Source organism: Pseudomonas sp. Pc102 (assembly GCF_018408275.1).
In the GTDB taxonomy this organism is placed as follows: domain Bacteria; phylum Pseudomonadota; class Gammaproteobacteria; order Pseudomonadales; family Pseudomonadaceae; genus Metapseudomonas; species Metapseudomonas tohonis.
This window is the reverse complement of the sequence record NZ_AP021905.1, coordinates 186443-207875: the sequence shown is the minus strand read 5'-3', so window position 1 is coordinate 207875 and position 21433 is coordinate 186443. Positions and strand designations below refer to the sequence as shown.

Below are 21433 nucleotides of genomic sequence, written 5' to 3'. Positions count from 1 at the left end.
GGAGGCGGCCAGGTCGTCGATCAGCGATCGTATTCGCCAGCCGCCTCGGGCTGGTACTCGACCGCCAGCAATTGCAGCTTGAGGGTCTTGCCACCCGGGGCCGGCCAGTCGATGTGCTGGCCCACGGACAGGCCGAGCAGCGCGCTGCCGATAGGCGCGAGGATGGAGACGGTGCCTTCGCCACCGGCGTCCTGCGGGTAGACCAGGGTCAGGTGGTAATCCTTGCCGCTCCCCTCTTCACGACAGTGCACGCGGGTATTCATGGTCACTACGCCCGGCGGTACCTCCTCGTGGCCCACCACCTGGGCGCGAGCGAGCTCCCGCTCCAGCGCCTCGGCGCCGGGGCCGAAGTCCTCCAGTTCATCGAGCAGACGCTCCAGTCGCTGCAGGTCGAGGCGGGTGATGATGATCGAGGGTTGAGTGGTCATGGCAAATCCGAAACTCCTGAATCCTTGGCTCAAAAAAGCGAAACCCCGCCCGGAGGCGGGGTTTCAGATCTGTGAGCCGATGCGTTCGAGCACCGGCCCGGCCGACACTACGTCAGTGCGGGCGCTGTTGGCAAGACCGGGCGGTCAGCGGGCACGTTGGCGCACGCGCCGAGCAGCCTGCTCGCGGATCTGCCGGCGACGTTCATCGCCTGCTTCGTTCCACTCCAGGATCTCACCCAGGGTGCGTCCGCATCCGACGCAAACGTCGGTGTCGTCCAGGCAGCACCTGCGGATGCAGGGCGAGGCCTGCGGAGCGGGTTCGTCAGAGCTCTTCGAACTCAAGTTCTTCACCGGATTGCTCGCGGGTCACGCGGCCCAGCAGTTCGCCCAGGGGCTCCTCGCTGGTGTCGCAGATCCACAGGCCGGCGGCCTCGTCGTAGTCGAAGTGGAAACCGCCGGAACGCGCCGCCACCCACAGCTGGCGCAGCGATTCCTGGCGGCTGAGGATGACCTGGGTGCCGTTCTCGAAACGGATGGTCAGGACGCCTGCGCTGTTCTCCAGGTCGACGTCCAGGTCGCTGCTGTCGAAGATATCTTCGATGGCTTCCTGAGCGGCATCGATCAGATCGTGGAAACGCGCTTCGCTCAAACTCATTGGGGGCTCCTCAGGGAAAGGGTGACAAATGGCGCCGGTACTCGCCGGGGCTCTGCCCGGTCCAGCGACGGAAGGCTCGGGCCAGCGAACCGGGCTCGCTGAAACCGACGAAGAAGGCGATATCGGCGAGTTCCAGCGCCGGATCGCGCAGATAATGCAGCACCAGCTGCTGGCGCGTCTCGTCCACCAGCTGGCTGAACGACAGGCCGGCCTCGCGCAGGCGACGCTGCAGTGTACGCGGACTCAGCGCCAATGCCTCGGCCAGGCGCTCCAGGTCGGGGCCCTGCTCCGACAGCTGGCCGGCGAGGATGACCCGGGCCCGGTCGAGCACGCTGTTGCCCCGGTTGATCTCGCCAAGCAGGCGATCGGCGTAGGCATCGAGCATCTGCCGCACCTGGGCATCGGCCTGGCCGAGGGGAGTGGCCAGCAGGCGACGGGGGAAGACCAGCGCGTTGTCCGCCTGGCCGAACAGCACCGGGCAGCGGAAGATCCGCTGGTACTCGGTGAGATCGGCCGGCGCGGCATGCTGGAAACGCACCTCGGTGGGCGGGATGTCCAGGCCGCTGATCCAGCGCCCGAAAGTCACCCAGCCGGCGAGGGACTCCTCCGCCACCTGCTCGCGCTGCTGCGGCAGCAAGGGTTCCCAGCTATGCACCACCAGCGGCTCATGGCCCGGGCGCTCCGGCTCGTCGGCCAGGTCGACCCGCCCCAGGTTGCCCACCAGCGCCGCATAGCGCGCCTGGCGGTGCAGGGCATCGGCCAGGGTCGCGCAGCTCATCAGCAGGTAACCGAGCACACCGTAGTAGCCGGGCCGCACCGCTTCGCCCAGGTGCAGGCCGAGGCGCGTGTCGCCGGTCAGGCGGATGCCCTGGGCGAGCAGCTCGAGGTAGGCGCTGGCGGCAATGCGCTGGTCGCGCTGGCCGAGGATGGCCGGGGTCAGCTGGACGTGCGCCAGCAGCTCGGCAGGCTCGATGCCCTGGCGCGCCAGGTGATCGACCAGGCCTTGCAGGTAGGCCACCGAAACCGAGCTGGCCAGCGGGGTGGATAGGTCCATTCGGCCTCCGTTTTTGGGCGCCAATCCTAGGCCCGTGGAGGGCCTATTGGCTAGCCGCAAGCCACGTCCGGCGGGTTTTCCGGCGCATAGGCAAGGCGCCGGGCGGTCGGTATACTCCCGGGCAATTCACGCTTTCTTCAAGGATTTCGCCATGAAGCGACTGCTCACCCCTTTCGTCGCGCTCGTCGCCGTTGCCTGCCTGCTCGCCGGTTGCGGCCAGAAGGGCCCGCTGTATCTGCCGGACGAATCCAAGCCGTCTTCCGCCGAACATTCGCACTGAGGGGGCGCTGATGGACGCCTTCACTTACCGCGACGGTGAGCTGTTCGCGGAGGGCGTGGCGTTGTCCGCCATCGCCTCGCGCTTCGGCACGCCCACCTACGTCTACTCCCGCGCCCATATCGAGGCGCAGTACCGCTCCTATGCCGATGCCCTGTCAGGCGTCCCGCATCTGGTCTGCTATGCGGTCAAGGCCAACTCCAACCTCGGCGTGCTGAACCTCCTGGCGCGCCTGGGCTCGGGCTTCGACATCGTCTCCAGCGGCGAACTGGAACGCGTGCTCGCCGCCGGTGGCCGCGCCGACCGCATCGTCTTCTCCGGCGTCGGCAAGAGCCGTGACGACATGCGCCGCGCCCTGGAAGTGGGCGTGCACTGCTTCAACGTCGAGTCCACCGAGGAACTCGAGCGCCTGCAGGTCGTCGCTGCCGAGATGGACATGCAGGCCCCGGTCTCCCTGCGGGTGAACCCCGATGTGGACGCCGGCACCCACCCCTACATCTCCACCGGCCTGAAAGAGAACAAGTTCGGCATCGCCATCGAGCAGGCCGAGGCCGTTTACCTGCGCGCCGCCTCGCTGCCGAACCTGGACGTGATCGGTGTCGACTGCCACATCGGCTCCCAGCTGACCACGCTGCCGCCCTTCCTCGATGCCCTCGACCGCCTGCTGGCGCTGATCGACCGCCTCGCCACCCAGGGCGTGCACATCCGCCACCTGGACCTCGGCGGCGGCCTGGGCGTGCGCTACAAGGACGAGCAGCCGCCGGTCGCCGGCGACTACATCAAGGCCGTGCGCGAGCGCATCGCCGGGCGCGAGCTGACCCTGGTCTTCGAACCGGGCCGCTACATCGTCGCCAACGGCGGCGTGCTGCTGACCCAGGTGGAATACCTCAAGCACACCGAGCACAAGGACTTCGCGATCATCGACGCGGCCATGAACGACCTGATCCGCCCGGCCCTGTACCAGGCCTGGATGGACGTGGTGCCGGTCGAGCCTCGCGATGGCGAGAAGCGCCGCTACGACCTGGTCGGCCCCATCTGCGAGACCGGCGACTTCCTCGCCAAGGACCGCGAACTGGCGCTGGCCGAAGGCGACCTGCTGGCCGTGCGCTCCGCCGGTGCCTATGGCTTCGTCATGAGCTCCAACTACAACACCCGCGGCCGCGCCGCCGAGGTGCTGGTGGACGGCGAGCGGGCATACGAGGTCCGCCGTCGCGAGACCGTCGAGGAACTCTACGCCGGCGAAAGCCTGCTACCGGAGTGAACCCATGCTGCTGCGTTTCACCAAGATGCACGGCCTGGGCAATGACTTCATGGTCCTCGACCTGGTCAGCCAGCACGCGCACATCCAGCCCAAGCACGCCAAGCAATGGGGCGATCGCCACACCGGCATCGGTTTCGACCAGCTGCTGATCGTCGAGGCGCCGACCAACCCGGACGTCGACTTCCGCTACCGCATCTTCAACGCCGATGGCTCGGAGGTCGAACAGTGCGGCAACGGCGCCCGCTGCTTCGCCCGCTTCGTGCTGGACAAGCGCCTGACGGTGAAGAAGCAGATCCGCGTCGAGACCAAGAGCGGGATCATCGAGCTGGACGTGCGCGCCGATGGCCAGGTCCGCGTCGACATGGGCCCGCCCCGCCTGGCGCCCCAGCAGATCCCCTTCGTCGCCGACGCCGAGACGCTGAGCTACGCCGTCGAGGTCGACGGTCGCCAGGTCGAGCTGGCCGCCCTGTCCATGGGCAATCCCCATGCGGTGCTGCGGGTCGACGACACCGGCAGCGCCCCGGTCCACGAGCTGGGCCCGAAGATCGAGCACCACCCGCGCTTCCCGCAACGGGTCAACGTCGGCTTCCTCCAGGTCATCGACCGCCACCAGGCGCGCCTGCGCGTGTGGGAGCGTGGTGCGGGGGAAACCCAGGCCTGTGGCACCGGCGCCTGCGCCGCCGCGGTCGCCGCCATCCGCCAGGGCTGGATGGACTCGCCCGTGCAACTGGAGCTGCCGGGTGGCAAGCTGTCCATCGAATGGGCCGGCCCCGACCAGTCCGTGATGATGACCGGACCCGCCGTACGCGTGTACGAAGGGCAGGTCCGCCTATGAGCGAGCAGCGAGCATGAGTGACAAGCACCAGGAACCGCCTCAGCACCTCGAGGCCGAGACGGTCGCCGCCTACCTGCGGCACCACCCGGAGTTCTTCGTCGACCACGAGGAGCTGATCCCCGAACTGCGCATCCCGCACCAGCCGGGCGAGGCCGTCTCCCTGGTGGAGCGCCAGGTCAAGCTGCTGCGCGAGCGCAACATCGAGATGCGCCATCGGCTCTCGCAGCTGATGGACGTCGCCCGGGACAATGACCGGCTGTTCGACAAGACCCGCCGCCTGGTGCTCGACCTGCTCGACGCCGGCACCCTGGAAGAGGTGGTCAGCGCAGTGGAAGACAGCCTGCGCCACGAGTTCCAGGTGCCCTTCGTCAGCCTCATCCTGTTCAGCGACAGCACCCTGCCGGTAGGCCGCAGCGTCACCAGCGTGGAAGCGCAACAGGCCGTCGGCGGCCTGCTGGTCGCCGGCAAGACCATCTGCGGCGTGCTGCGTGCCCATGAGCTGGAATTCCTCTTCGGCAAGGAAGAGGGCGCCAAGGTCGGCTCCGCCGCCGTGGTCTCCCTCAACCACCAGGGCCAGCACGGCATCCTGGCCATCGGCAGCCATGATCCGCAGCACTACAAGAGCTCGCTGGGCACCCTGTTCCTCGGCTACATCGCCGAGGTCCTGGCCCGTGTTCTACCCCTCTTCGCCTCCCCGCTGCGTTCGGTGAGGTAGGCGGCGGGCGACGGCACAGCGGCAGGAGTAGACGGATGAACGCCGATCTGGACCGCTACATCGAGCACCTGCGCAGCGAGCGCCAGGTTTCCCCCCATACCCTCGACGGCTACCGTCGCGACCTGGGCAAGGTCGTCGCCCTGTGCGAGGCCTTCGCCGTCGCCGACTGGTCCGCGCTCGACCCGCGCACCCTGCGCAGCATGGTCGCCCGGCTGCACCAGCAGGGGCAGTCGAGCCGCAGCCTGGCACGCCTGCTCTCCGCGGTACGGGGGCTCTACCGCTACCTGGTACGCGAAGGCGTCTGCCGCCACGACCCGGCCAGCGGGCTCAGCGCGCCCAAGGGCGAGCGCCGCCTGCCCAAGACCCTCGACGCCGATCGCGCCCAGCAGCTGCTGGACGGCGCGGTCGAAGACGACTTCATCGCCCGCCGCGACCAGGCGATCCTCGAGCTGTTCTATTCCTCCGGCCTGCGCCTGTCCGAGCTGGTGGGCCTGAACCTCGACGGCCTCGACCTGGCCGACGGCAGCGTGCGCGTGCACGGCAAGGGCAACAAGGTGCGCGAGCTGCCGGTCGGACGCATGGCCCGGCAGGCGCTGGAACAATGGCTGCCACTGCGCGCCCTGGCCAACCCGCAGGACGGCGCCGTGTTCATCGGCCGCACCGGGCGCCGCCTGGGGCCGCGCGCCATCCAGTTGCGCGTGCGCGCCGCCGGGGTGCGCGAGCTGGGCCAGCACCTGCATCCGCACATGCTGCGCCACTCCTTCGCCAGCCACATGCTGGAGTCGTCCCAGGACCTGCGCGCCGTGCAGGAATTGCTCGGCCACGCGGACATCTCCACCACGCAGATCTACACCCACCTGGACTTCCAGCACCTCGCGGCGGTCTATGACAAGGCCCATCCCCGGGCCAAGCGGAACAAGGCGAGCGACGAATGAGCATCCAGCTGATCACCTTCGACCTCGACGACACCCTCTGGGATGTCGCCACCGTGATGCACGGCGCCGAGGCGGCGCTGCGCGAGTGGCTGGCGCTGCAGGCACCGAAGCTAGGCCCAGTGCCCATCGAGCACCTGTGGGCGATCCGCGCGCGGCTGCTGGCGGACGAGCCCGGGCTCAAGCACCGCCTCAGCGAGCTGCGCCGGCGCATCCTCTTCCATGCACTGGAAGAGGCCGGTTATCCCCGTGACGAGGCGGGCACCCTGGCCAGCCGCGGCTTCGAGGTCTTCCTCGAGGCACGCCACCGCATCGACCTGTTCCCCGAGGTGCACCCGACCCTGGAGATTCTCGCCAACCGTTATCGCCTGGCGGTGATCACCAACGGCAACGCCGATGTGCGCCGCCTGGGGCTGGCCGACTACTTCCAGTTCGCCCTGTGCGCCGAGGAGCTGGGCGTCGGCAAGCCCGACCCGCACCCCTTCGAGCAAGCCCTGAAGCGCGCCGGGGTCGCGGCCGAGCGGGCGGTCCACATCGGCGACCACCCCAGCGACGACATCCACGGCGCACGCAACGCCGGGATGCGCGCCATCTGGTTCAACCCGCAGGGCAAGCCCTGGGAGGGCGAGACCGATCCTGACGCGGAGATTCGCAGCCTGGCGGAACTGCCAGCCCTGCTGGGCCGCTGGAACACCCCGGGCTGAGTAACCGGCGCCCATGAAAAAGCCCGCTGAAAGCGGGCTTCTTCATGGGGCGACGAACCTCAGATGGGACGGCTGCCGTACTTGCTGTCGGGCTTCTTCGGCGGGTCGGCGACCACGTTGGGCTCGACCTCCTGCACCTTGCCGCCACGCGCCAGGAATTCCTCCATGGCCCGTGCGAGCGCATCGCGCTCCTTCTGCTTGGCTTCGATGCTCGGCAGTTCCTCGACCTCTACCGCCGCCTTCTTGCTCTTGCCGGCAGGCGCGGGGGATTCACTGTCGCTTTCGCTGTCGCCGTCGTCGCTGTCTTCGGCTGCGGCGAGCTCCTCGCCCTCATCCTCGTCGGATGCCTCGAGCTCGTCTTGTTCCAGATCTTCGTCGCTCATGTTCTACCTCTTGTCTTGCCAAAGCAGGTTAGTTATAGCCCAGCCGCGCCAGCGCGCTAACGCCACTGGAAAAAAATCTGATCGCCTCGCCATTGAGCGTGGCGACTACCCGGCGTGCACCGCCATGATCGCGATGTTCCCCCAGGTAGATGCCCTGCCAGGTCCCCAGCGCGAGCCGCCCTTCCTGTATCGGCAGCGTCAGCTGGCAGCCCAGCAGGCTCGACTTGAAATGCGCCGGCAGGTCATCCGGGCCTTCGTAGTCATGTTCGTAGCCACCTTCCCCCTGGGGCACGAGGCGATTGAAGAATCGCTCGAAATCGCGCCTCACGGAGGGGTCGGCATTCTCATTGACGGTCAGTGATGCCGATGTGTGCTGCAGCCACAGGTGCAACAGACCGACACGACAGCGTCGCAGTTCCGGCAAGTTCGCCAGCAGTTCATCGGTCACCAGATGAAAGCCCCGCGGTCGCGCGCCAAGGGTGATCAGTGTCTGCTGCCACATGCGCGTCTCCCGCTGCGAAGTCGTCCGGCGCGCATTCTAGCGCGGCTCCAGAAAAAGCAAAGGGCGCCTTGCGGGCGCCCTTCGTGGCTCGTGTTGCAATCTCTGCCGACGCCGCGTGGCGACGGCAACCTCGAGCGAGCCAGGGCCCCAGGTCCGGCGGCACCGGGCCACCGTGGAACGGCCCGGCACTGAGGCCGGGCCCCGTCGCTTACAGGTTGTAGCCGCGCTCGTTGTGCTGCGCCAGGTCGAGGCCCACGGTCTCTTCCTCTTCGCTTACACGCAGGCCGATCACCAGGTCCAGGACCTTGAGGATCACGAAGGTCACGACAGCGGTGTAGATCACGGTGAAGGCGACACCCTTGAACTGGATGAACACCTGGCTGGCGATGTCTTCGACGGTGCCGAAGCCACCCAGGGCCGGGGCCGCGAACACACCGGTCAGCAGCGCGCCGATGATGCCGCCGATGCCGTGCACGCCGAAGGCGTCCAGGGAGTCGTCGTAGCCCAGCTTGCGCTTGAGGCTGGTGGCGCTGAAGAAGCACAGGACGCCAGCGGCCAGGCCGATGATCAGGGCACCCATCGGGCCGACGGTGCCGGCGGCCGGGGTGATGGCGACCAGGCCTGCGACCACGCCGGAAGCGATGCCCAGGGCGCTCGGCTTACCGTGGGTCAGCCACTCGGCGAACATCCAGCCCAGGGCGGCGGCGGCGGTGGCGATCTGGGTCACCAGCATGGCCATGCCGGCGGTGCCGTTGGCGGCGACCGCGGAGCCGGCGTTGAAGCCGAACCAGCCGATCCACAGCATGGCGGCGCCGACCAGGGTGTAGCCCAGGTTGTGCGGGGCCATCGGGGTGGTCGGGTAGCCCTTGCGCTTGCCCAGAACCAGGCAGGCCACCAGGCCGGCGACACCGGCGTTGATGTGCACCACGGTGCCGCCCGCGAAGTCCAGTACGCCCCAGTCCCACATCAGGCCACCGTTGCCGCTCCACACCATGTGGGCGATCGGCGCGTAGACCAGGGTGAACCAGATGGCCATGAAGATCAGCATCGCGGAGAACTTCATGCGCTCGGCGAAGGCACCGACGATCAGGGCCGGGGTGATGATGGCGAAGGTCATCTGGAAGGTGATGAACACGCTTTCAGGGAAGGCGGAGGTCAGGCTGTCGACGGTCAGGCCGGACAGGAAGGCCTTGCCGAAGCCACCGACGAAGGAGTTGAAGTTGACGACGCCCTGTTCCATCCCGGTGGTGTCGAAGGCCAGGCTGTAGCCGTAGATGACCCAGAGGATGCTGATCAGGCCGGTGATGGCGAAGCACTGCATCATCACCGAGAGGATGTTCTTGGAACGCACCATGCCGCCGTAGAACAGCGCCAGGCCGGGGATGGTCATGAACAGCACCAGCGCGGTCGCGGTCAGCATCCACGCGGTATCACCACTGTTCAGCACGACCTCGTCGGCGGCCATGGCCAGGCCGGGGGTGACGAGGGACAAAAGGGCTCCTAGCCCTGCGGCTTTACGCAGAGTCATGTTGTTTTCTCCTGGGGCGTTGGGGTTCGGAGGCTTAGATCGCGTCTGTGCCGGTTTCGCCGGTACGGATACGGATGGCCTGTTCCAGATTGACGACGAAGATCTTGCCGTCACCGATCTTGCCGGTGTTGGCTGCCTTGGTGATGGCCTCGATCACGCGATCCAGCTGATCGTCGGCGATGGCGACATCGATCTTCACCTTGGGCAGGAAATCGACCACGTATTCCGCGCCACGGTACAGTTCGGTGTGACCCTTCTGGCGACCGAAGCCCTTGACCTCGGTAACGGTGATGCCCTGCACGCCGATCTCGGACAGCGACTCGCGCACGTCATCGAGTTTGAACGGCTTGATGATGGCAGTGACTAGCTTCATGAAACTCTCTCCCGTATTGGTGGACTTGCCCCAGGAAAAACGAACCCGGCTCAAGTCTAAGCGCAGTGTCTGGCTTTGTAACGCGTCGAACCGCCCTGGCTCGGCCACTTCGAACGCAAACCAACCGCTTCCGGCGAAACACTCCCCCGCCTCGCCCGACACACCGGTACTGCATCGGTGCATGCGTCATGAGCCCTAAAGCAGAAAGCTTGCCAGCTCCGTCAAAAGCGCTTCTTTTCAAGCAGATACTGGCCGTATGCCCCCTCGGTGCCCGTTGCGGCACCGGCGACACGCACCAACTTGGCGCAGCGGATGATCGGCCGTTGCTCAAAAATCGTGCGCCGTCCATCCGGATCGGCCTGCCACCGCCCGTGGTAGACTGCGCACCGCCTGTCCATGGAAGTCCATCATGCTGCCGCCCAAAGCCCTGCTAGACGCCCTCGGTGCCCACGCCTCCCGCCTGTTCAACGGTGATACCCCGCTGCCGCGCGCCGAATTCGAAACCCAGTTCAAAGCCCTGCTGCAGAGCGCCTTCAGCAAGCTCGACCTGGTCAGCCGCGAGGAATTCGACAGCCAGATGGCCGTCCTCGCCCGTACCCGCGCCCGCCTCGAGGCCCTGGAAGCCAAGGTCGCCGAGCTCGAAGCCACGCCGACACCGCCGCCGACCGAATGACCCGGCGGCCGGTGACAGCGATCAAGGAGTGATCATGTCCCTGGCCCTCGTCCACAGCCGCGCCCAGGTGGGCGTGGAAGCGCCGGCCGTCACGGTCGAGGCGCACCTGACCAACGGCCTGCCCTCGCTGGCCCTGGTCGGCCTGCCGGAGACGGCGGTGAAGGAGAGCAAGGACCGCGTCCGCAGCGCCATCCTCACCAGCGGCTTCGAATTCCCGCTGCGCCGCATCACCCTCAACCTCGCTCCCGCCGACCTGCCCAAGGACGGAGGTCGCTTCGACCTCGCCGTCGCGCTCGGCATCCTCGCCGCCAGCGGCCAGGTGCCGGCCTCCAGCCTGGAGATGCTCGAGTGCCTGGGCGAGCTGGCCCTCTCCGGCGCCGTGCGCCCGGTCCAGGGCGTGCTGCCGGCCGCGCTCGCCGCCCGCACCGCCGGACGCACCCTGGTGGTGCCACGGGAGAACGCCGAGGAAGCCAGCCTCGCCAGTGGCCTTCGGGTGATCGCCATCGGCCACCTGCTGGAGCTGGCCGCGCACCTGAACGGGCAGGCGCCCCTCGAACCCTTCGTTTCCGCCGGCCTGCCCGACCAGGCGGCCTCCTACCCCGACCTGATCGAGGTGCAAGGCCAGGTGGCGGCCAAGCGCGCCCTGCTGGTGGCGGCGGCGGGGGCTCACAACCTCCTGCTCTCCGGGCCGCCGGGCACCGGCAAGACGCTGCTCGCCAGCCGCCTCCCGGGCCTGCTACCCCCCTTGCAGGAGCAGGAGGCGCTGGAAGTCGCCGCCATCCACTCGGTGGCCAGCCATGCCCCGCTGGATGCCTGGCCCCTGCGCCCGTTCCGCCAACCGCACCACAGCGCCTCCGGCCCCGCCCTGGTGGGCGGAGGCAGCAAGCCAAGGCCCGGCGAGATCACCCTCGCGCATCAGGGCGTGCTGTTCCTCGACGAGTTGCCCGAGTTCGATCGCAAGGTGCTCGAAGTGCTCAGGGAGCCCCTGGAAAGCGGCGAGATCGTCATCGCCCGCGCCAACGACCGTGTGCGCTTCCCCGCACGCTTCCAGCTGGTCGCCGCGATGAACCCCTGTCCCTGCGGCTACCTGGGCGACAGCGCCAACCGCTGCCGCTGCACGCCCGAACAGATCCAGCGCTACCGCGCCAAGCTCTCCGGCCCGCTGCTCGATCGTATCGACCTGCACCTGACCGTCGCCCGCGAAGCCACGTCGCTGGACGACCCGCTTCCCGGTGGCCAGGACAGCGCCAGCGCCGCCGCCGAGGTGGCCCGCGCCCGCCAGCGCCAGCTCGATCGCCAGGGCTGCGCCAACGCCTTCCTCGATCTCCAGGGCCTGCGTCGCCATTGCCCGCTGCCCGAGGAGGACCGCCGCTGGCTGGAGGGTGCCTGCGAGCGCCTCGGCCTGTCGCTGCGGGCCGCACACCGCATCATCAAGGTCGCCCGCACGCTCGCCGACCTGGAAGACACCGAGGCCGTCGCCCGCCACCACCTCGCCGAGGCACTGCAGTACCGTCCCTCCTCGGAGCCCTGAGCCGGCAAAGCAGGGAAACACTTGCACCCAGGCGCCCGCCGGAGCCGATGGCATACTGCGGCCCCACCCGCCCAGCCCCGGTCCCGTGCGATGAACAGCCTGCAACTCGGCCCCCTGGCCATTTCCTCCGCACAAGCCCTGTTCTACCTGGGCTTCTTCGCCGCGCTCGCCTGCGGCTGGTGGCAGGGCCGCCGACGCGGAGGCAATCCCGAGCCCGTGCTGTTCGCCATGCTCTTGGCCGGCGTGCTGGCGGCGCGACTCGCCTTCGTCGCCCTCTACTTCGCCGAGTACCGCACCGAACCCTGGCGCATGCTGGACATCCGCGATGGCGGCTTCCTGTTGCTTCCCGGGCTGGCGATGGCAGCGCTGGTGGGGTTCCTGCATGCCCGCCGCCAGCCGGCCGTGCGGCGCCCGCTGGGCATCGCGCTGCTGGTGGGCGCCCTGCTCTGGGGCGGCGGCAGCGCGGTGATCGCGGCACTCGAGCGTGGCCGGCAACTGCCGGAGGTGGCGCTGACCGACCTGGCGGGCAAGCCCGTCGACCTGCGCGAACGGGATGGCCGCCCGCTGGTGGTCAACCTCTGGGCCACCTGGTGCCCGCCCTGCCGCCGCGAGATGCCGGCCCTGCAGGCGGCGCAGAAGGCCCGGCCCGACCTGCGCTTCGTGCTGGTCAACCAGGGCGAGAACCGCGAGCAGGTGCAACGCTTCCTGCGGGAGCAGGGCCTGGACGTGCAGGACGTACTGATCGACGGCAGCAACCGCTTCGGCGCCCTGACCGGCTCCTACGGCCTGCCGACCACGCTGTTCTATGACCGCAAGGGGCGCCTGCTCAAGAGCCACATGGGCGAGCTGTCCAGCGCCAGCCTGAGCCGGGCGCTCGAGGACCTGGCCGGAAAATGAGCGCCGGCACGACCGGCCCCCATGAAAAAGGCGCCCCGAGGGGCGCCTTTTCTCATTGCGGTGAAACCGGGGCCTAGCGGAAGCGCCCCACTTCCTGGCGCAGCTCCTCGGCCAGGCGATCCAGCTCCTGGGCGGTCTGCGCCAGGTTGGCGACCACCTCGCGCTGCTCGCTGTTGGCCAGGGCGATGCTCTGCAGGTTGCTGCTGAGCAGGGTCGCGGTGCTGCTCTGCTCCTGGGTGGCGGTGGTGATGGCGGCGAACTGCTCGCCGGCGGCGCTGCTTTGCTGGGCGATCTGCGCCAGGGCAGCGGCGACCTTGGCGTTGCGCGCGAGGCCGTCCTGCATCAGCGCCTTGCCGTGCTCCATGGTGCTGATGGCGCTGGCCGTCTCGTCCTGGATGCTGCCGATCATGCTGGAGATCTCGGTGGTCGCCTCGCGGGTGCGGGCAGCCAGGTTGCGCACCTCGTCCGCCACCACGGCGAAACCACGGCCCTGCTCACCGGCCCGGGCCGCCTCGATGGCGGCGTTGAGCGCCAGGAGGTTGGTCTGGTCGGCGATGGCGGTGATCACGCCGACGATGCCGCCGATCTCCTGGGAGCGCTGGCCGAGGGTGTTGATCACTTCGGCGGTGCCGTTGAGGGCTGTGGATATCTGTTCCAGCGCCGCCGAGGCCTCGCCCATCGAGCTCTGGCCGATGCGCGTCTGCTGGGCGTTGTCACTGGCCAGGCGCTCGGTGGCGCGCATGTTGTCGGCGATGTTCAACGAGGTGGCACTGAATTCCTCTACCGCACCGGCCATGCTGCTGATCTCGCCGGACTGCTGCTCCATGCCTTCATAGGCACCGCTGGAGAGCCCGGACAGCACCTGGGAACGGCTACCGACCTGCTGCGCGGAGCTGCGGATGTGCGCCACCATGGTCGACAGCGCCTCGCCCATCTGGTTGAAGCTGCGTGCCAGCTCGCCGATCTCGTCGTGGCTGGAAACATCCAGGCGCACGCTGAGGTCGCCCGCGCCCAGTGCCCGGGCCTGTTCCACCAGCTCGCCCAGCGGGCGCAGGCGCTTGCGCAGCAGCCAGATCACCGCCGCCACCGCCAGCGCCATGGCCAGCAGGCTGCCGAAGGCCAGCTGGCCGCCGACGCTCCAGGTGACCTCGCGGATCTCCGCCTTGGGCATGCTCGCCACCACCTGCCAGGGGCCGTCGGCGAACGGCACGGCGACGCTGAAGAAGTCCTGCGCGCCGTCATTCCAGAAACGGCCATGGCCGGACTCGCGGGCCAGCGCGGCGAGGGTGTCGCCGATGGCCTCGGGGCGGTGCACGCCGGCCGGGGTCACCAGCCACTTGCCGGCTTCGTCCATCAGCGCCAGGGAGCCGGTCTTGCCGATGCGGAAGCGCTGCAGGTTGGCGAACTGGGCGTTCTGCGCGTCGGTGTAGTCGAAGCCGACGAAGAGCACCGCGATGACCTGGCCGCCGCTGTCGCGCACCGGCGTGTACTGGGTCATGTAGTAGCGATCGAAGAGCAGCGCCCGGCCCACGTAGTTCTGCCCGGACAGCAGGCGCTGGTAGGCGGGGTGGGCGTGGTCGAGCACGGTGCCGATGGCGCGGTTGCCGTCCTGCTTGTTCAGCGAGGTGGTGATGCGCACGAAGTCCTCGCCATCGCGGACGAACACCGTGGCGACACCGGCGGTGAGGTGGCGGAATTCGTCCACCAGGGTGAAGTCGTTGTTCAGCGCCTGGCCGTTGAGGTACAGGGCCGGCGGGTTGAGCGCGGCGACCGGCACGCGCTCGTCGGCATGCAGGGTGACGCCACTGGCGAAGCGCTGCTCGAACAGGCTGGCCAGGCGCTGGGTGCTCTCGCGCAGGCTGCCGTGGAAGGTGCTCAGCTGGTCGGCGAGCAGGCGCGCTTCGCTGGCCAGGTGCTCTTCACGGGTCGCGATGTTGGCCTGGTCGAGGGAACGCAGGGCGAAGAGCGTGCTGCCGCTGATCAGCAGCACGAGGATGAGGGCGAGGGCGGCGGCGAGCTGCCAGGCGATTCGTGACCTGGGCGGGTTCATGGGGTTTTCTCCAGTATTTTGCAGGCAAGGCTGGCGAGGAACTTCTGTGGCTCCTTCGGCGGGCGGCGAGAATACTTGACCGCCCTAGTGAGGTATAGGACGCATCTGCTCAAAGCACCGGAAAAATCTGTAAGCAGACGCCACGCGGTTCTAGCGTTTGAATTCCACCGCCGGCAGGCGCATGGCCGCCACCTCGGCCAGCAGGTAGTCGCGCAGGCGACGCAGGCGGTCCTGGCCGCTGCGTACCTTCGGCCAGACCAGGTGGTAGCTGTCGCCACTGGGCACCGCCGTGGGCCAGGGCAGGCCGATGCGGCCCTGCTCCACATCCTCGGCGACCATCACCAGGTCGCCGATGGAGACGCCGTAACCCCTCGTGGCGGCGACGATGCCCAACTCCAGGGTGTCGAACACCTGCCCGCCCTTGAGCGGGATGTCCTGCTCCAGCCCCATCGCCTGCAGCCAGCGCCGCCAGTCACGCCGGTCCGGCGTCGGGTGCAGCAACTCGGCCTGCTTCAGCCGTGCCAGGTCCCAGGGCCCGTCGGCGGCGGCCGAGGCCGCGCTCACCGGGATCAGCCACTCGGCGAACAGCTCGACGCTTTCCCACTCGTCGCTGAAGCCGCCGCTGCTCAGCAACACCGCGCAGTCGAAGGGCTCGTGGTTGAAGTCGACCTTGTCGACGTCCATCCAGGCACTGGTCAGCTGCACCTCCACGTCCGGGTTCTGCAGGCGGAAGCGCGACAGCCGGGCGAGCAGCCAGCGCATGGTCAGGGTCGAGGGTGCCTTGAGGCAGAGGATGCTGTCGTCGACCCGCAGGGTGGCGCAGGCACGTTCCAGGGAATCGAAGCCCTCGCGCAGGCCGGGCAGGATCATCCGTGCCGGCTCGGTGAGCTGCAGGTTGCGCCCCTTGCGCTCGAACAGGCGGCAGGCGAAGTGCTCCTCCAGGGTCCGGATGTGGCGGCTCACCGCGCTCTGGGTGATGGCCAGCTCCTCGGCGGCACGGGTGAAGGAGGCGTGGCGCGCCGCGGCTTCGAAGGCACGCAGGGCGTAGAGCGGTGGCAGGCGGCGCGTCATGATGAACCCACTCATGAGTCAGAGTCATGGAAGGCATCATTTTTTTCCCTTTGTGGCGCGGATTCAAGCGCTGGAGAATCCATCGTCCCTGGCCCGGTGCGTTTTCGGGCTCCGCTCCCCACAAGTGACCCAGACTCATGCCACAGCAGATCCGCTCCGAACTCCTGGCCATTCTCCGCCTCGCCGGCCCGCTGATCGCGGCGCAACTGGCCAACGTGCTGATGGTGTTCACCGACACGGTGATGATGGGCCTGCTCGGCCCGGCGGAACTGGCCGCCGGCGGCCTGGGGGCGGCGAGCTATTCCTTCGTCTCGATCTTCTGCGTCGGCGTGATCGCCGCCGTGGGCAACCTGGTCGCCATCCGCCATGGCGCGGGCGACAGCGCCGGGGCGGCGCGCCTGACCCAGGCCGGCCTCTGGCTCGGCTGGGGCCTGGCCCTGGGCGCCGGGCTGCTGCTGTGGAACCTGGGCCCGCTGCTGGCCCTGTTCGGCCAGGAGGCGCACAACATCGAGGGCGGCATGCGCTTCCTCTCCACCCTGGTGTTCGCCCTGCCCGGCTACATGACCTTCATGGCCCTGCGCGGCTTCACCAGCGCCATCGGCCGTCCCGGGCCGGTGATGGCCATCAGCATCGGCGGTGCGCTGGCCAACTTCGCCCTCAACTACATGCTCATCCATGGCTGGTTCGGCTTGCCGCCACTGGGCCTGGCCGGCATCGGCCTGGTCACCGCGCTGGTGATGAGCGCCATGGCGGCGCTGCTGGCCTGGCACGTGACCCGCCACCCGGCCTACGCCGCCTATTCCCTGCGCCACGGCCTGCTGCACCCACGCCTGGACGACCTGCGCGAGCTGCTGCGCCTGGGCCTGCCCATCGGCGGCACCTATGCGGTGGAGTCCGGGCTCTTCGCCTTCGCCGCGCTGTGCATGGGGGCGCTGGGCAGCCTGTCGCTGGCGGCGCACCAGATCGCGATCATGTCCGTGTACGTCGCCTTCATGGTGCCGGTGGGCATCTCCTACGCGGTGACCTTCCGCATCGGCCAGCACTTCGGCGCCGGCCGCCTGGAGGACGCGCGCCGCGCCGGGCGCCTGGGCATCGCCGTGGGCGCCGGCTGCATGCTGAGCTTCGCCGCGCTGTTCTGGCTGGCGCCGGAATGGGTGGTGGGGCTGTTCCTCGACCGCACGGCGGGCGAGTACCAGGAAGTGGTCGCCCTGGCCGTGAGCCTGCTGGCCATCGCCGCGCTGTTCGAGCTCTTCGACGGCATCCAGACCATCGCCATGGGCGCCATCCGAGGGCTCAAGGACGCCAAGACCACCTTCCTCGTCGGCCTCGGCTGCTACTGGCTGGTGGGTGCCCCGGCGGCCTGGCTGCTGGCCTTCCCGCTCGGCATGGGCGCCCAGGGCGTGTGGTGGGGGCTGGCTTCGGGGCTGGCCTGCGCGGCGGTCGGGCTGACCCTGGGCTTCGAATGGAAGACCCTGCGCATGCTGCGCCCGCAGGTGCCGCTGGCCGGGGCCTGCAAGGCCCTCTAGAGGCTCGGCAGGTTGCCCAGCAGCGGCTGGCGCACGCCGAACACCAGGAAGCGCGCGAGGTCGGCCAATGGCAGCGGCTTGCTGATCCAGTAGCCCTGCACCTGGTCGCAGCCGAACTGGCGCAGCAGGGCCAGTTGCTCGGAGGTCTCGACGCCTTCGGCCACCACTTCCAGGTTGAGGTTGTGCGCCAGGTTGATCATCGCGCGCACCAGTTGGCGGTTCTCGGGACGGTCCTGCATGCCGCCGACGAAGCTCTTGTCGATCTTCAGCAGGGTGATGGGCAGGCTGTTGAGGTGGACGAAGGAGGAGAAGCCGGTGCCGAAGTCGTCCAGGGAGAAACGCACGCCGACCTTGCCCAGTGCCTGCATGGTCTGTTGCACCTGCTCGCTGCGGCGCATGACCGCCGTCTCGGTGAGTTCGAACTCGAGCCACTGGGCGTCGACGCCGCGCTCGCTGATCAGGCGGTTGAGGGTCGGCAGCAGCTGGCTGTCCTGGAACTGGCGGAAGGACAGGTTCACCGCCATGTGCAACGCCGGCAGGCCGCGTCCGCGCAGCCATTGCATGTCGCGCAGGGCACGGGAGATGACCCAGTAGCCGAGCGGTACGATCAGCCCGCTTTCCTCGGCCAGGGGCACGAATTCGTTGGGCGAGAGCAGGCCGCGCTCGGCGTGGCGCCAGCGCACCAGGGCCTCGAGGCCGACGATGCGGCCGGTCTCCAGGCACAGGCGCGGCTGGTAATGCAGCTCCAGCTCGTCACGGCGCAAGGCCCGGCGCAGCTCGCTTTCCAGGTCGGCGAGGCTGCGGGCGCTGCGGTTGATGCGTTCGTCGAACACGTGGAAGGTGCAGCCCTGCACGGCCTTGGCCTGCTGCATGGCGATGTGCGCGTGCCACATCAGCGGGTCGGCACCCTCGTCGGAGCGGGCATGGGCGATGCCCAGGCTGCAGCCGATCAGCAGGCTCTCGCCATCGACCCAGTAGGGCTCGCCGAGCGCTTCGGCGATTCGTTCGGCGACCTTCTCGGCGCGGGACGGGTCGCGGCGGGTATCCAGCAGCAGGGCGAACTCGTCGCTGCCCAGGCGGGCGAGCTGGTCGCCGGCAGCCAGCTCGCCCTTGAGCCGCGCCACCACCTGCAGAATCAGGCGGTCGCCGGCCTGGTAGCCGAGGGCGTCGTTGGCGTGGCGGAAGTTGTCGAGGTCCAGGTGGCCCAACGCCAGGCCGCGCCCGGCGAATTCGGCAAGGCGGGCCGCCAGCAGGGTCTGGAAGCCCTGGCGATTGGCGATGCCGGTGAGCGGGTCCTGTTCGGCCAGGCTCTGCAGGGTGTCCTGCAGGGTGCGGCGCTCGCGCAGGTAGCGCAGGCTGCGGCGCAGCAGGTCCGGGGTCAGTTGGTCATGCACCAGCCAGTCGCTGACACCGGCTGGGGCCTCTTCGGGCTCGTGCTCCAGCAGCAGGATGGTGGGCAGGTGGCAGCGACCGGGTGCCGGCAGCAGGCCGGGGGTGCATAGCAGCAGGCCGCCGTCGGCATCGTCGAACAGGCTGCTCGCGGCTTCCCAGGAAGGGGCGGTTATGAGCGGGGCGACGCTGCCCAGCGAGCCGAGCAGCTCGCGTAAGGATTCCGCCCAGCCAGGCGTTTCCGCCAGCAGGAGCATGCGCGTGGGCTCGGCAAGCGCGGACAAATGACCTCCCCGGGGTCACAAAACAATGGCTTCTAAGGCCTGATTCGCGTCGTGATCGACGTCGTTCTTCTAGTGCGTTCCTGGCACATTGCCGCGAACTCTGCGCGAAATGTGAACAGCCATCAACACCGATTGTCGGAACAATCGTACTTGATGAATGGAAATATCCAAGCATGACCCTTCATCAAGGGGCGCTGCGTCACACTGTTCGGCACACATCGGCATATCCGGGCCGGCCTGCTAGAATGCGCGGCCATTCCCCCGTGATACATCCAGCATGTCCCGACTCAATCCCCGGCAGCAGGAAGCCGTGAACTATGTCGGCGGCCCTCTCCTGGTGCTCGCCGGCGCCGGCTCCGGCAAGACCAGCGTGATCACCCGCAAGATCGCCTACCTCGTGCAGGAATGCGGCATCCGCGCCCAGTACATCGTGGCCGTCACCTTCACCAACAAGGCCGCCCGCGAGATGAAGGCGCGCGTCGGCACGCTGTTGCGCGGCGCCGAAGGCCGCGGCCTGACGGTGTCCACCTTCCACAACCTGGGCCTGAACATCATCCGCAAGGAGCACGCCCGGCTGGGCTACAAGCCGGGCTTCTCGATCTTCGACGAGTCGGACATCAAGGCGCTGCTGACGGACATCATGCAGAAGGAGTACGCCGGGGACGATGGCGCCGACGAGGTGAAGAACTACATCGGCTCCTGGAAGAACGACCTGATCCTGCCCGAGGAAGCGCTGGCCAACGCGCGCAATCCCAAGGAGCAGACGGCCGCCGTGGTGTACCTGCACTACCAGCGCACCCTCAAGGCCTACAACGCGGTCGACTTCGACGACCTGATCCTGCTGCCGGTGAAGCTGTTCCAGGAGAACCCGGACATCCTCGAGAAATGGCAACAGCGTGTGCGCTACATGCTCGTGGACGAATACCAGGACACCAACGCCAGCCAGTACCTGCTGGTGAAGATGCTGGTGCAGCACCGGGCGCAGTTCACAGTGGTGGGTGACGACGACCAGTCGATCTACGCCTGGCGCGGCGCGCGACCGGAAAACCTGATGCAGCTCAAGGAAGACTTCCCGTCGCTGAAGGTGGTGATGCTGGAGCAGAACTACCGCTCCACCAGCCGTATCCTCAAGTGCGCCAACGTGCTGATCGCCAACAACCCCCACGTGTTCGAGAAGCAGCTGTGGAGCGAGATGGGCGTCGGCGACCCGATCCGGGTGATCCGCTGCCGCAACGAGGATGCCGAGGCCGAGCGCATCGCCATGGAGATCCTCACGCTGCACCTGAAGACGGAACGCCCCTACAGCCAGTTCGCCATCCTCTACCGTGGCAACCACCAGGCCAAGCTGATGGAGCTGAAGCTGCAGCACCACCAGGTGCCCTACAGGCTGTCGGGCGGCACCAGCTTCTTCGGCCGCCAGGAAGTGAAGGACCTGATGTCCTACTTCCGCCTGCTGGTGAACCCGGACGATGACAACGCCTTCCTCCGCGTGATCAACGTGCCACGCCGGGAAATCGGTTCCACCACCCTGGAGAAGCTCGGCAACTACGCCACCGAGCGCAAGATCTCGATGTACGCCGCCGCCGACGAGGTCGGCCTCGGCGAGCACCTCGACAGCCGCTACACCGAGCGCCTGCAGCGCTTCAAGCGCTTCATGGACAAGGTCCGCCAGCAATGTGCGCAGACCGATCCCATCGCCGCCCTGCGCAGCATGGTGATGGACATCGACTACGAGAACTGGATCCGCCAGAACGCCTCCAGCGACAAGGTCGCCGAGTTCCGCATGGGCAACGTCTGGTTCCTCATCGACGCCCTGAAGAACACCCTCGAGCGCGACGAGGACGGCGAGATGACCATCGAGGAGGCGATCGCCAAGCTGGTGCTGCGCGACATGCTGGAGCGCCAGCAGGAAGAGGAGGAGGGCGCCGACGGGGTGCAGATGATGACGCTGCACGCGTCCAAGGGCCTGGAATTCCCCTATGTGTTCATCATGGGCGTGGAGGAAGACATCCTGCCCCACCGCTCCAGCATCGAGGCCGACACAATCGAGGAAGAGCGCCGGCTCGCCTATGTCGGCATCACCCGCGCCCGGCAGAACCTGGCCATGACCTTCGCCGCCAAGCGCAAGCAGTACGGCGAGATCATCGACTGCGCGCCGAGCCGCTTCCTCGACGAGCTGCCGCAGGAAGACCTGCAGTGGGAAGGCATGGAGGACACGCCGGTCGAGGTCAAGGCGGTGCGCGGCAACACGGCGCTGGCGGACATCCGCGCCATGCTCAGGAAGCCCTGAGGCCCCCGGCCGCCTGGCTGCCGGGGACTCCCGCGCGTGCTGTCACAAGGGCATCGCGCGATGCCCCCGCGCCGA

At 68.2% G+C, this 21433-nt stretch carries 22 protein-coding genes; 11 read left to right on the top strand and 11 right to left on the bottom strand.

Going from position 1 to position 21433, the window contains the following annotated elements; translation table 11 throughout:
- Positions 1-20 precede the first annotated feature (20 nt).
- From rnk to PHLH3_RS01020, 4 genes are all read right to left on the bottom strand, one after another.
- Complete coding sequence (gene rnk / locus PHLH3_RS01035; protein WP_213627652.1) at positions 21-428, bottom strand: nucleoside diphosphate kinase regulator; 408 nt, start codon at positions 426-428, stop codon at positions 21-23.
- A gap of 144 nt (positions 429-572) precedes the next feature.
- A complete protein-coding gene (locus tag PHLH3_RS01030; protein ID WP_213627650.1) occupies positions 573-770 on the bottom strand; it encodes a DUF1289 domain-containing protein in 198 nt (65 codons plus the stop codon).
- On the bottom strand, positions 751-1083 hold the full coding sequence (cyaY, locus tag PHLH3_RS01025) for an iron donor protein CyaY (protein ID WP_111261173.1): 333 nt from the start codon (positions 1081-1083) through the stop codon (positions 751-753). The genes PHLH3_RS01030 and cyaY overlap by 20 nt, the downstream gene beginning before the upstream one ends.
- Before the next feature lie 10 nt (positions 1084-1093).
- Positions 1094-2137: an AraC family transcriptional regulator gene (locus PHLH3_RS01020; RefSeq protein WP_173176739.1), complete on the bottom strand. Its 1044-nt coding sequence runs from the start codon at positions 2135-2137 to the stop codon at positions 1094-1096.
- A 151-nt stretch (positions 2138-2288) separates the two neighbouring features.
- On the opposite strand from PHLH3_RS01020, the gene PHLH3_RS01015 reads away from it, so the two are divergent.
- The 6 genes from PHLH3_RS01015 to PHLH3_RS00990 are packed head-to-tail and all read left to right on the top strand — an operon-like array spanning position 2289 to position 6861.
- Positions 2289-2417 (top strand): lipoprotein, encoded by a 129-nt coding sequence (locus PHLH3_RS01015; RefSeq protein ID WP_173176741.1) that lies wholly within the window; start codon positions 2289-2291, stop codon positions 2415-2417.
- 10 nt (positions 2418-2427) lie between these two features.
- A complete protein-coding gene (lysA, locus tag PHLH3_RS01010) occupies positions 2428-3675 on the top strand; it encodes a diaminopimelate decarboxylase (RefSeq protein WP_213627648.1) in 1248 nt (415 codons plus the stop codon).
- A 4-nt stretch (positions 3676-3679) separates the two neighbouring features.
- On the top strand, positions 3680-4510 hold the full coding sequence (gene dapF, locus PHLH3_RS01005) for a diaminopimelate epimerase (protein WP_213627646.1): 831 nt from the start codon (positions 3680-3682) through the stop codon (positions 4508-4510).
- 13 nt (positions 4511-4523) lie between these two features.
- Entirely contained in the window at positions 4524-5225 is a 702-nt protein-coding gene (locus PHLH3_RS01000) for a DUF484 family protein (RefSeq protein ID WP_213627644.1), read from the top strand.
- 35 nt (positions 5226-5260) lie between these two features.
- Positions 5261-6160: a tyrosine recombinase XerC gene (xerC, locus tag PHLH3_RS00995; protein ID WP_173176749.1), complete on the top strand. Its 900-nt coding sequence runs from the start codon at positions 5261-5263 to the stop codon at positions 6158-6160.
- Positions 6157-6861: an HAD family hydrolase gene (locus tag PHLH3_RS00990; RefSeq protein ID WP_213627642.1), complete on the top strand. Its 705-nt coding sequence runs from the start codon at positions 6157-6159 to the stop codon at positions 6859-6861. Before xerC ends, PHLH3_RS00990 begins: the two co-directional genes overlap by 4 nt.
- 59 nt (positions 6862-6920) lie before the next feature.
- On the opposite strand, the gene sutA is transcribed toward PHLH3_RS00990, so the two are convergent.
- The 4 genes from sutA to glnK all read right to left on the bottom strand — a co-directional run bounded on the left by sutA (position 6921) and on the right by glnK (position 9647).
- Positions 6921-7244: a transcriptional regulator SutA gene (gene sutA / locus PHLH3_RS00985; protein ID WP_111261181.1), complete on the bottom strand. Its 324-nt coding sequence runs from the start codon at positions 7242-7244 to the stop codon at positions 6921-6923.
- 28 nt (positions 7245-7272) lie between these two features.
- A complete protein-coding gene (locus PHLH3_RS00980; RefSeq protein ID WP_213627640.1) occupies positions 7273-7746 on the bottom strand; it encodes a secondary thiamine-phosphate synthase enzyme YjbQ in 474 nt (157 codons plus the stop codon).
- Positions 7747-7954: 208 nt separating this feature from the next.
- Positions 7955-9274, bottom strand: coding sequence for an ammonium transporter (locus PHLH3_RS00975; protein WP_111261183.1), 1320 nt, complete (start codon positions 9272-9274; stop codon positions 7955-7957).
- 34 nt (positions 9275-9308) lie between these two features.
- Entirely contained in the window at positions 9309-9647 is a 339-nt protein-coding gene (glnK, locus tag PHLH3_RS00970) for a P-II family nitrogen regulator (protein ID WP_003457590.1), read from the bottom strand.
- A 409-nt stretch (positions 9648-10056) separates the two neighbouring features.
- Here glnK and PHLH3_RS00965 point away from each other — a divergent pair, with 409 nt between their 5' ends.
- From PHLH3_RS00965 to PHLH3_RS00955, 3 genes are all read left to right on the top strand, one after another.
- The gene (locus PHLH3_RS00965; protein WP_213627638.1) at positions 10057-10320 is read left to right on the top strand and encodes an accessory factor UbiK family protein; all 264 of its coding nucleotides are present in this window, start codon (positions 10057-10059) and stop codon (positions 10318-10320) included.
- Between the two features lie 34 nt (positions 10321-10354).
- Entirely contained in the window at positions 10355-11851 is a 1497-nt protein-coding gene (locus PHLH3_RS00960; protein ID WP_213627636.1) for a YifB family Mg chelatase-like AAA ATPase, read from the top strand.
- Between the two features lie 90 nt (positions 11852-11941).
- Positions 11942-12748, top strand: a complete 807-nt coding sequence (locus PHLH3_RS00955) for a TlpA disulfide reductase family protein (RefSeq protein WP_213627633.1) — start codon at positions 11942-11944, stop codon at positions 12746-12748.
- A gap of 73 nt (positions 12749-12821) precedes the next feature.
- Here the strand turns inward: PHLH3_RS00955 and PHLH3_RS00950 are convergent, their stop codons facing one another.
- The gene (locus tag PHLH3_RS00950; protein WP_213627631.1) at positions 12822-14798 is read right to left on the bottom strand and encodes a methyl-accepting chemotaxis protein; all 1977 of its coding nucleotides are present in this window, start codon (positions 14796-14798) and stop codon (positions 12822-12824) included.
- 150 nt (positions 14799-14948) lie between these two features.
- The gene (locus PHLH3_RS00945; protein WP_173178530.1) at positions 14949-15869 is read right to left on the bottom strand and encodes a LysR substrate-binding domain-containing protein; all 921 of its coding nucleotides are present in this window, start codon (positions 15867-15869) and stop codon (positions 14949-14951) included.
- Positions 15870-16006: 137 nt separating this feature from the next.
- Between PHLH3_RS00945 and PHLH3_RS00940 the strand changes: the two genes are divergently transcribed.
- Complete coding sequence (locus PHLH3_RS00940; RefSeq protein WP_213627629.1) at positions 16007-17395, top strand: NorM family multidrug efflux MATE transporter; 1389 nt, start codon at positions 16007-16009, stop codon at positions 17393-17395.
- On the opposite strand, the gene PHLH3_RS00935 is transcribed toward PHLH3_RS00940, so the two are convergent.
- A complete protein-coding gene (locus PHLH3_RS00935) occupies positions 17392-19068 on the bottom strand; it encodes a bifunctional diguanylate cyclase/phosphodiesterase (RefSeq protein ID WP_213627628.1) in 1677 nt (558 codons plus the stop codon). The genes PHLH3_RS00940 and PHLH3_RS00935 overlap by 4 nt on opposite strands.
- Before the next feature lie 277 nt (positions 19069-19345).
- Here PHLH3_RS00935 and rep point away from each other — a divergent pair, with 277 nt between their 5' ends.
- Positions 19346-21358, top strand: a complete 2013-nt coding sequence (gene rep, locus PHLH3_RS00930; RefSeq protein WP_213627626.1) for a DNA helicase Rep — start codon at positions 19346-19348, stop codon at positions 21356-21358.
- Positions 21359-21433: the final 75 nt, after the last annotated feature.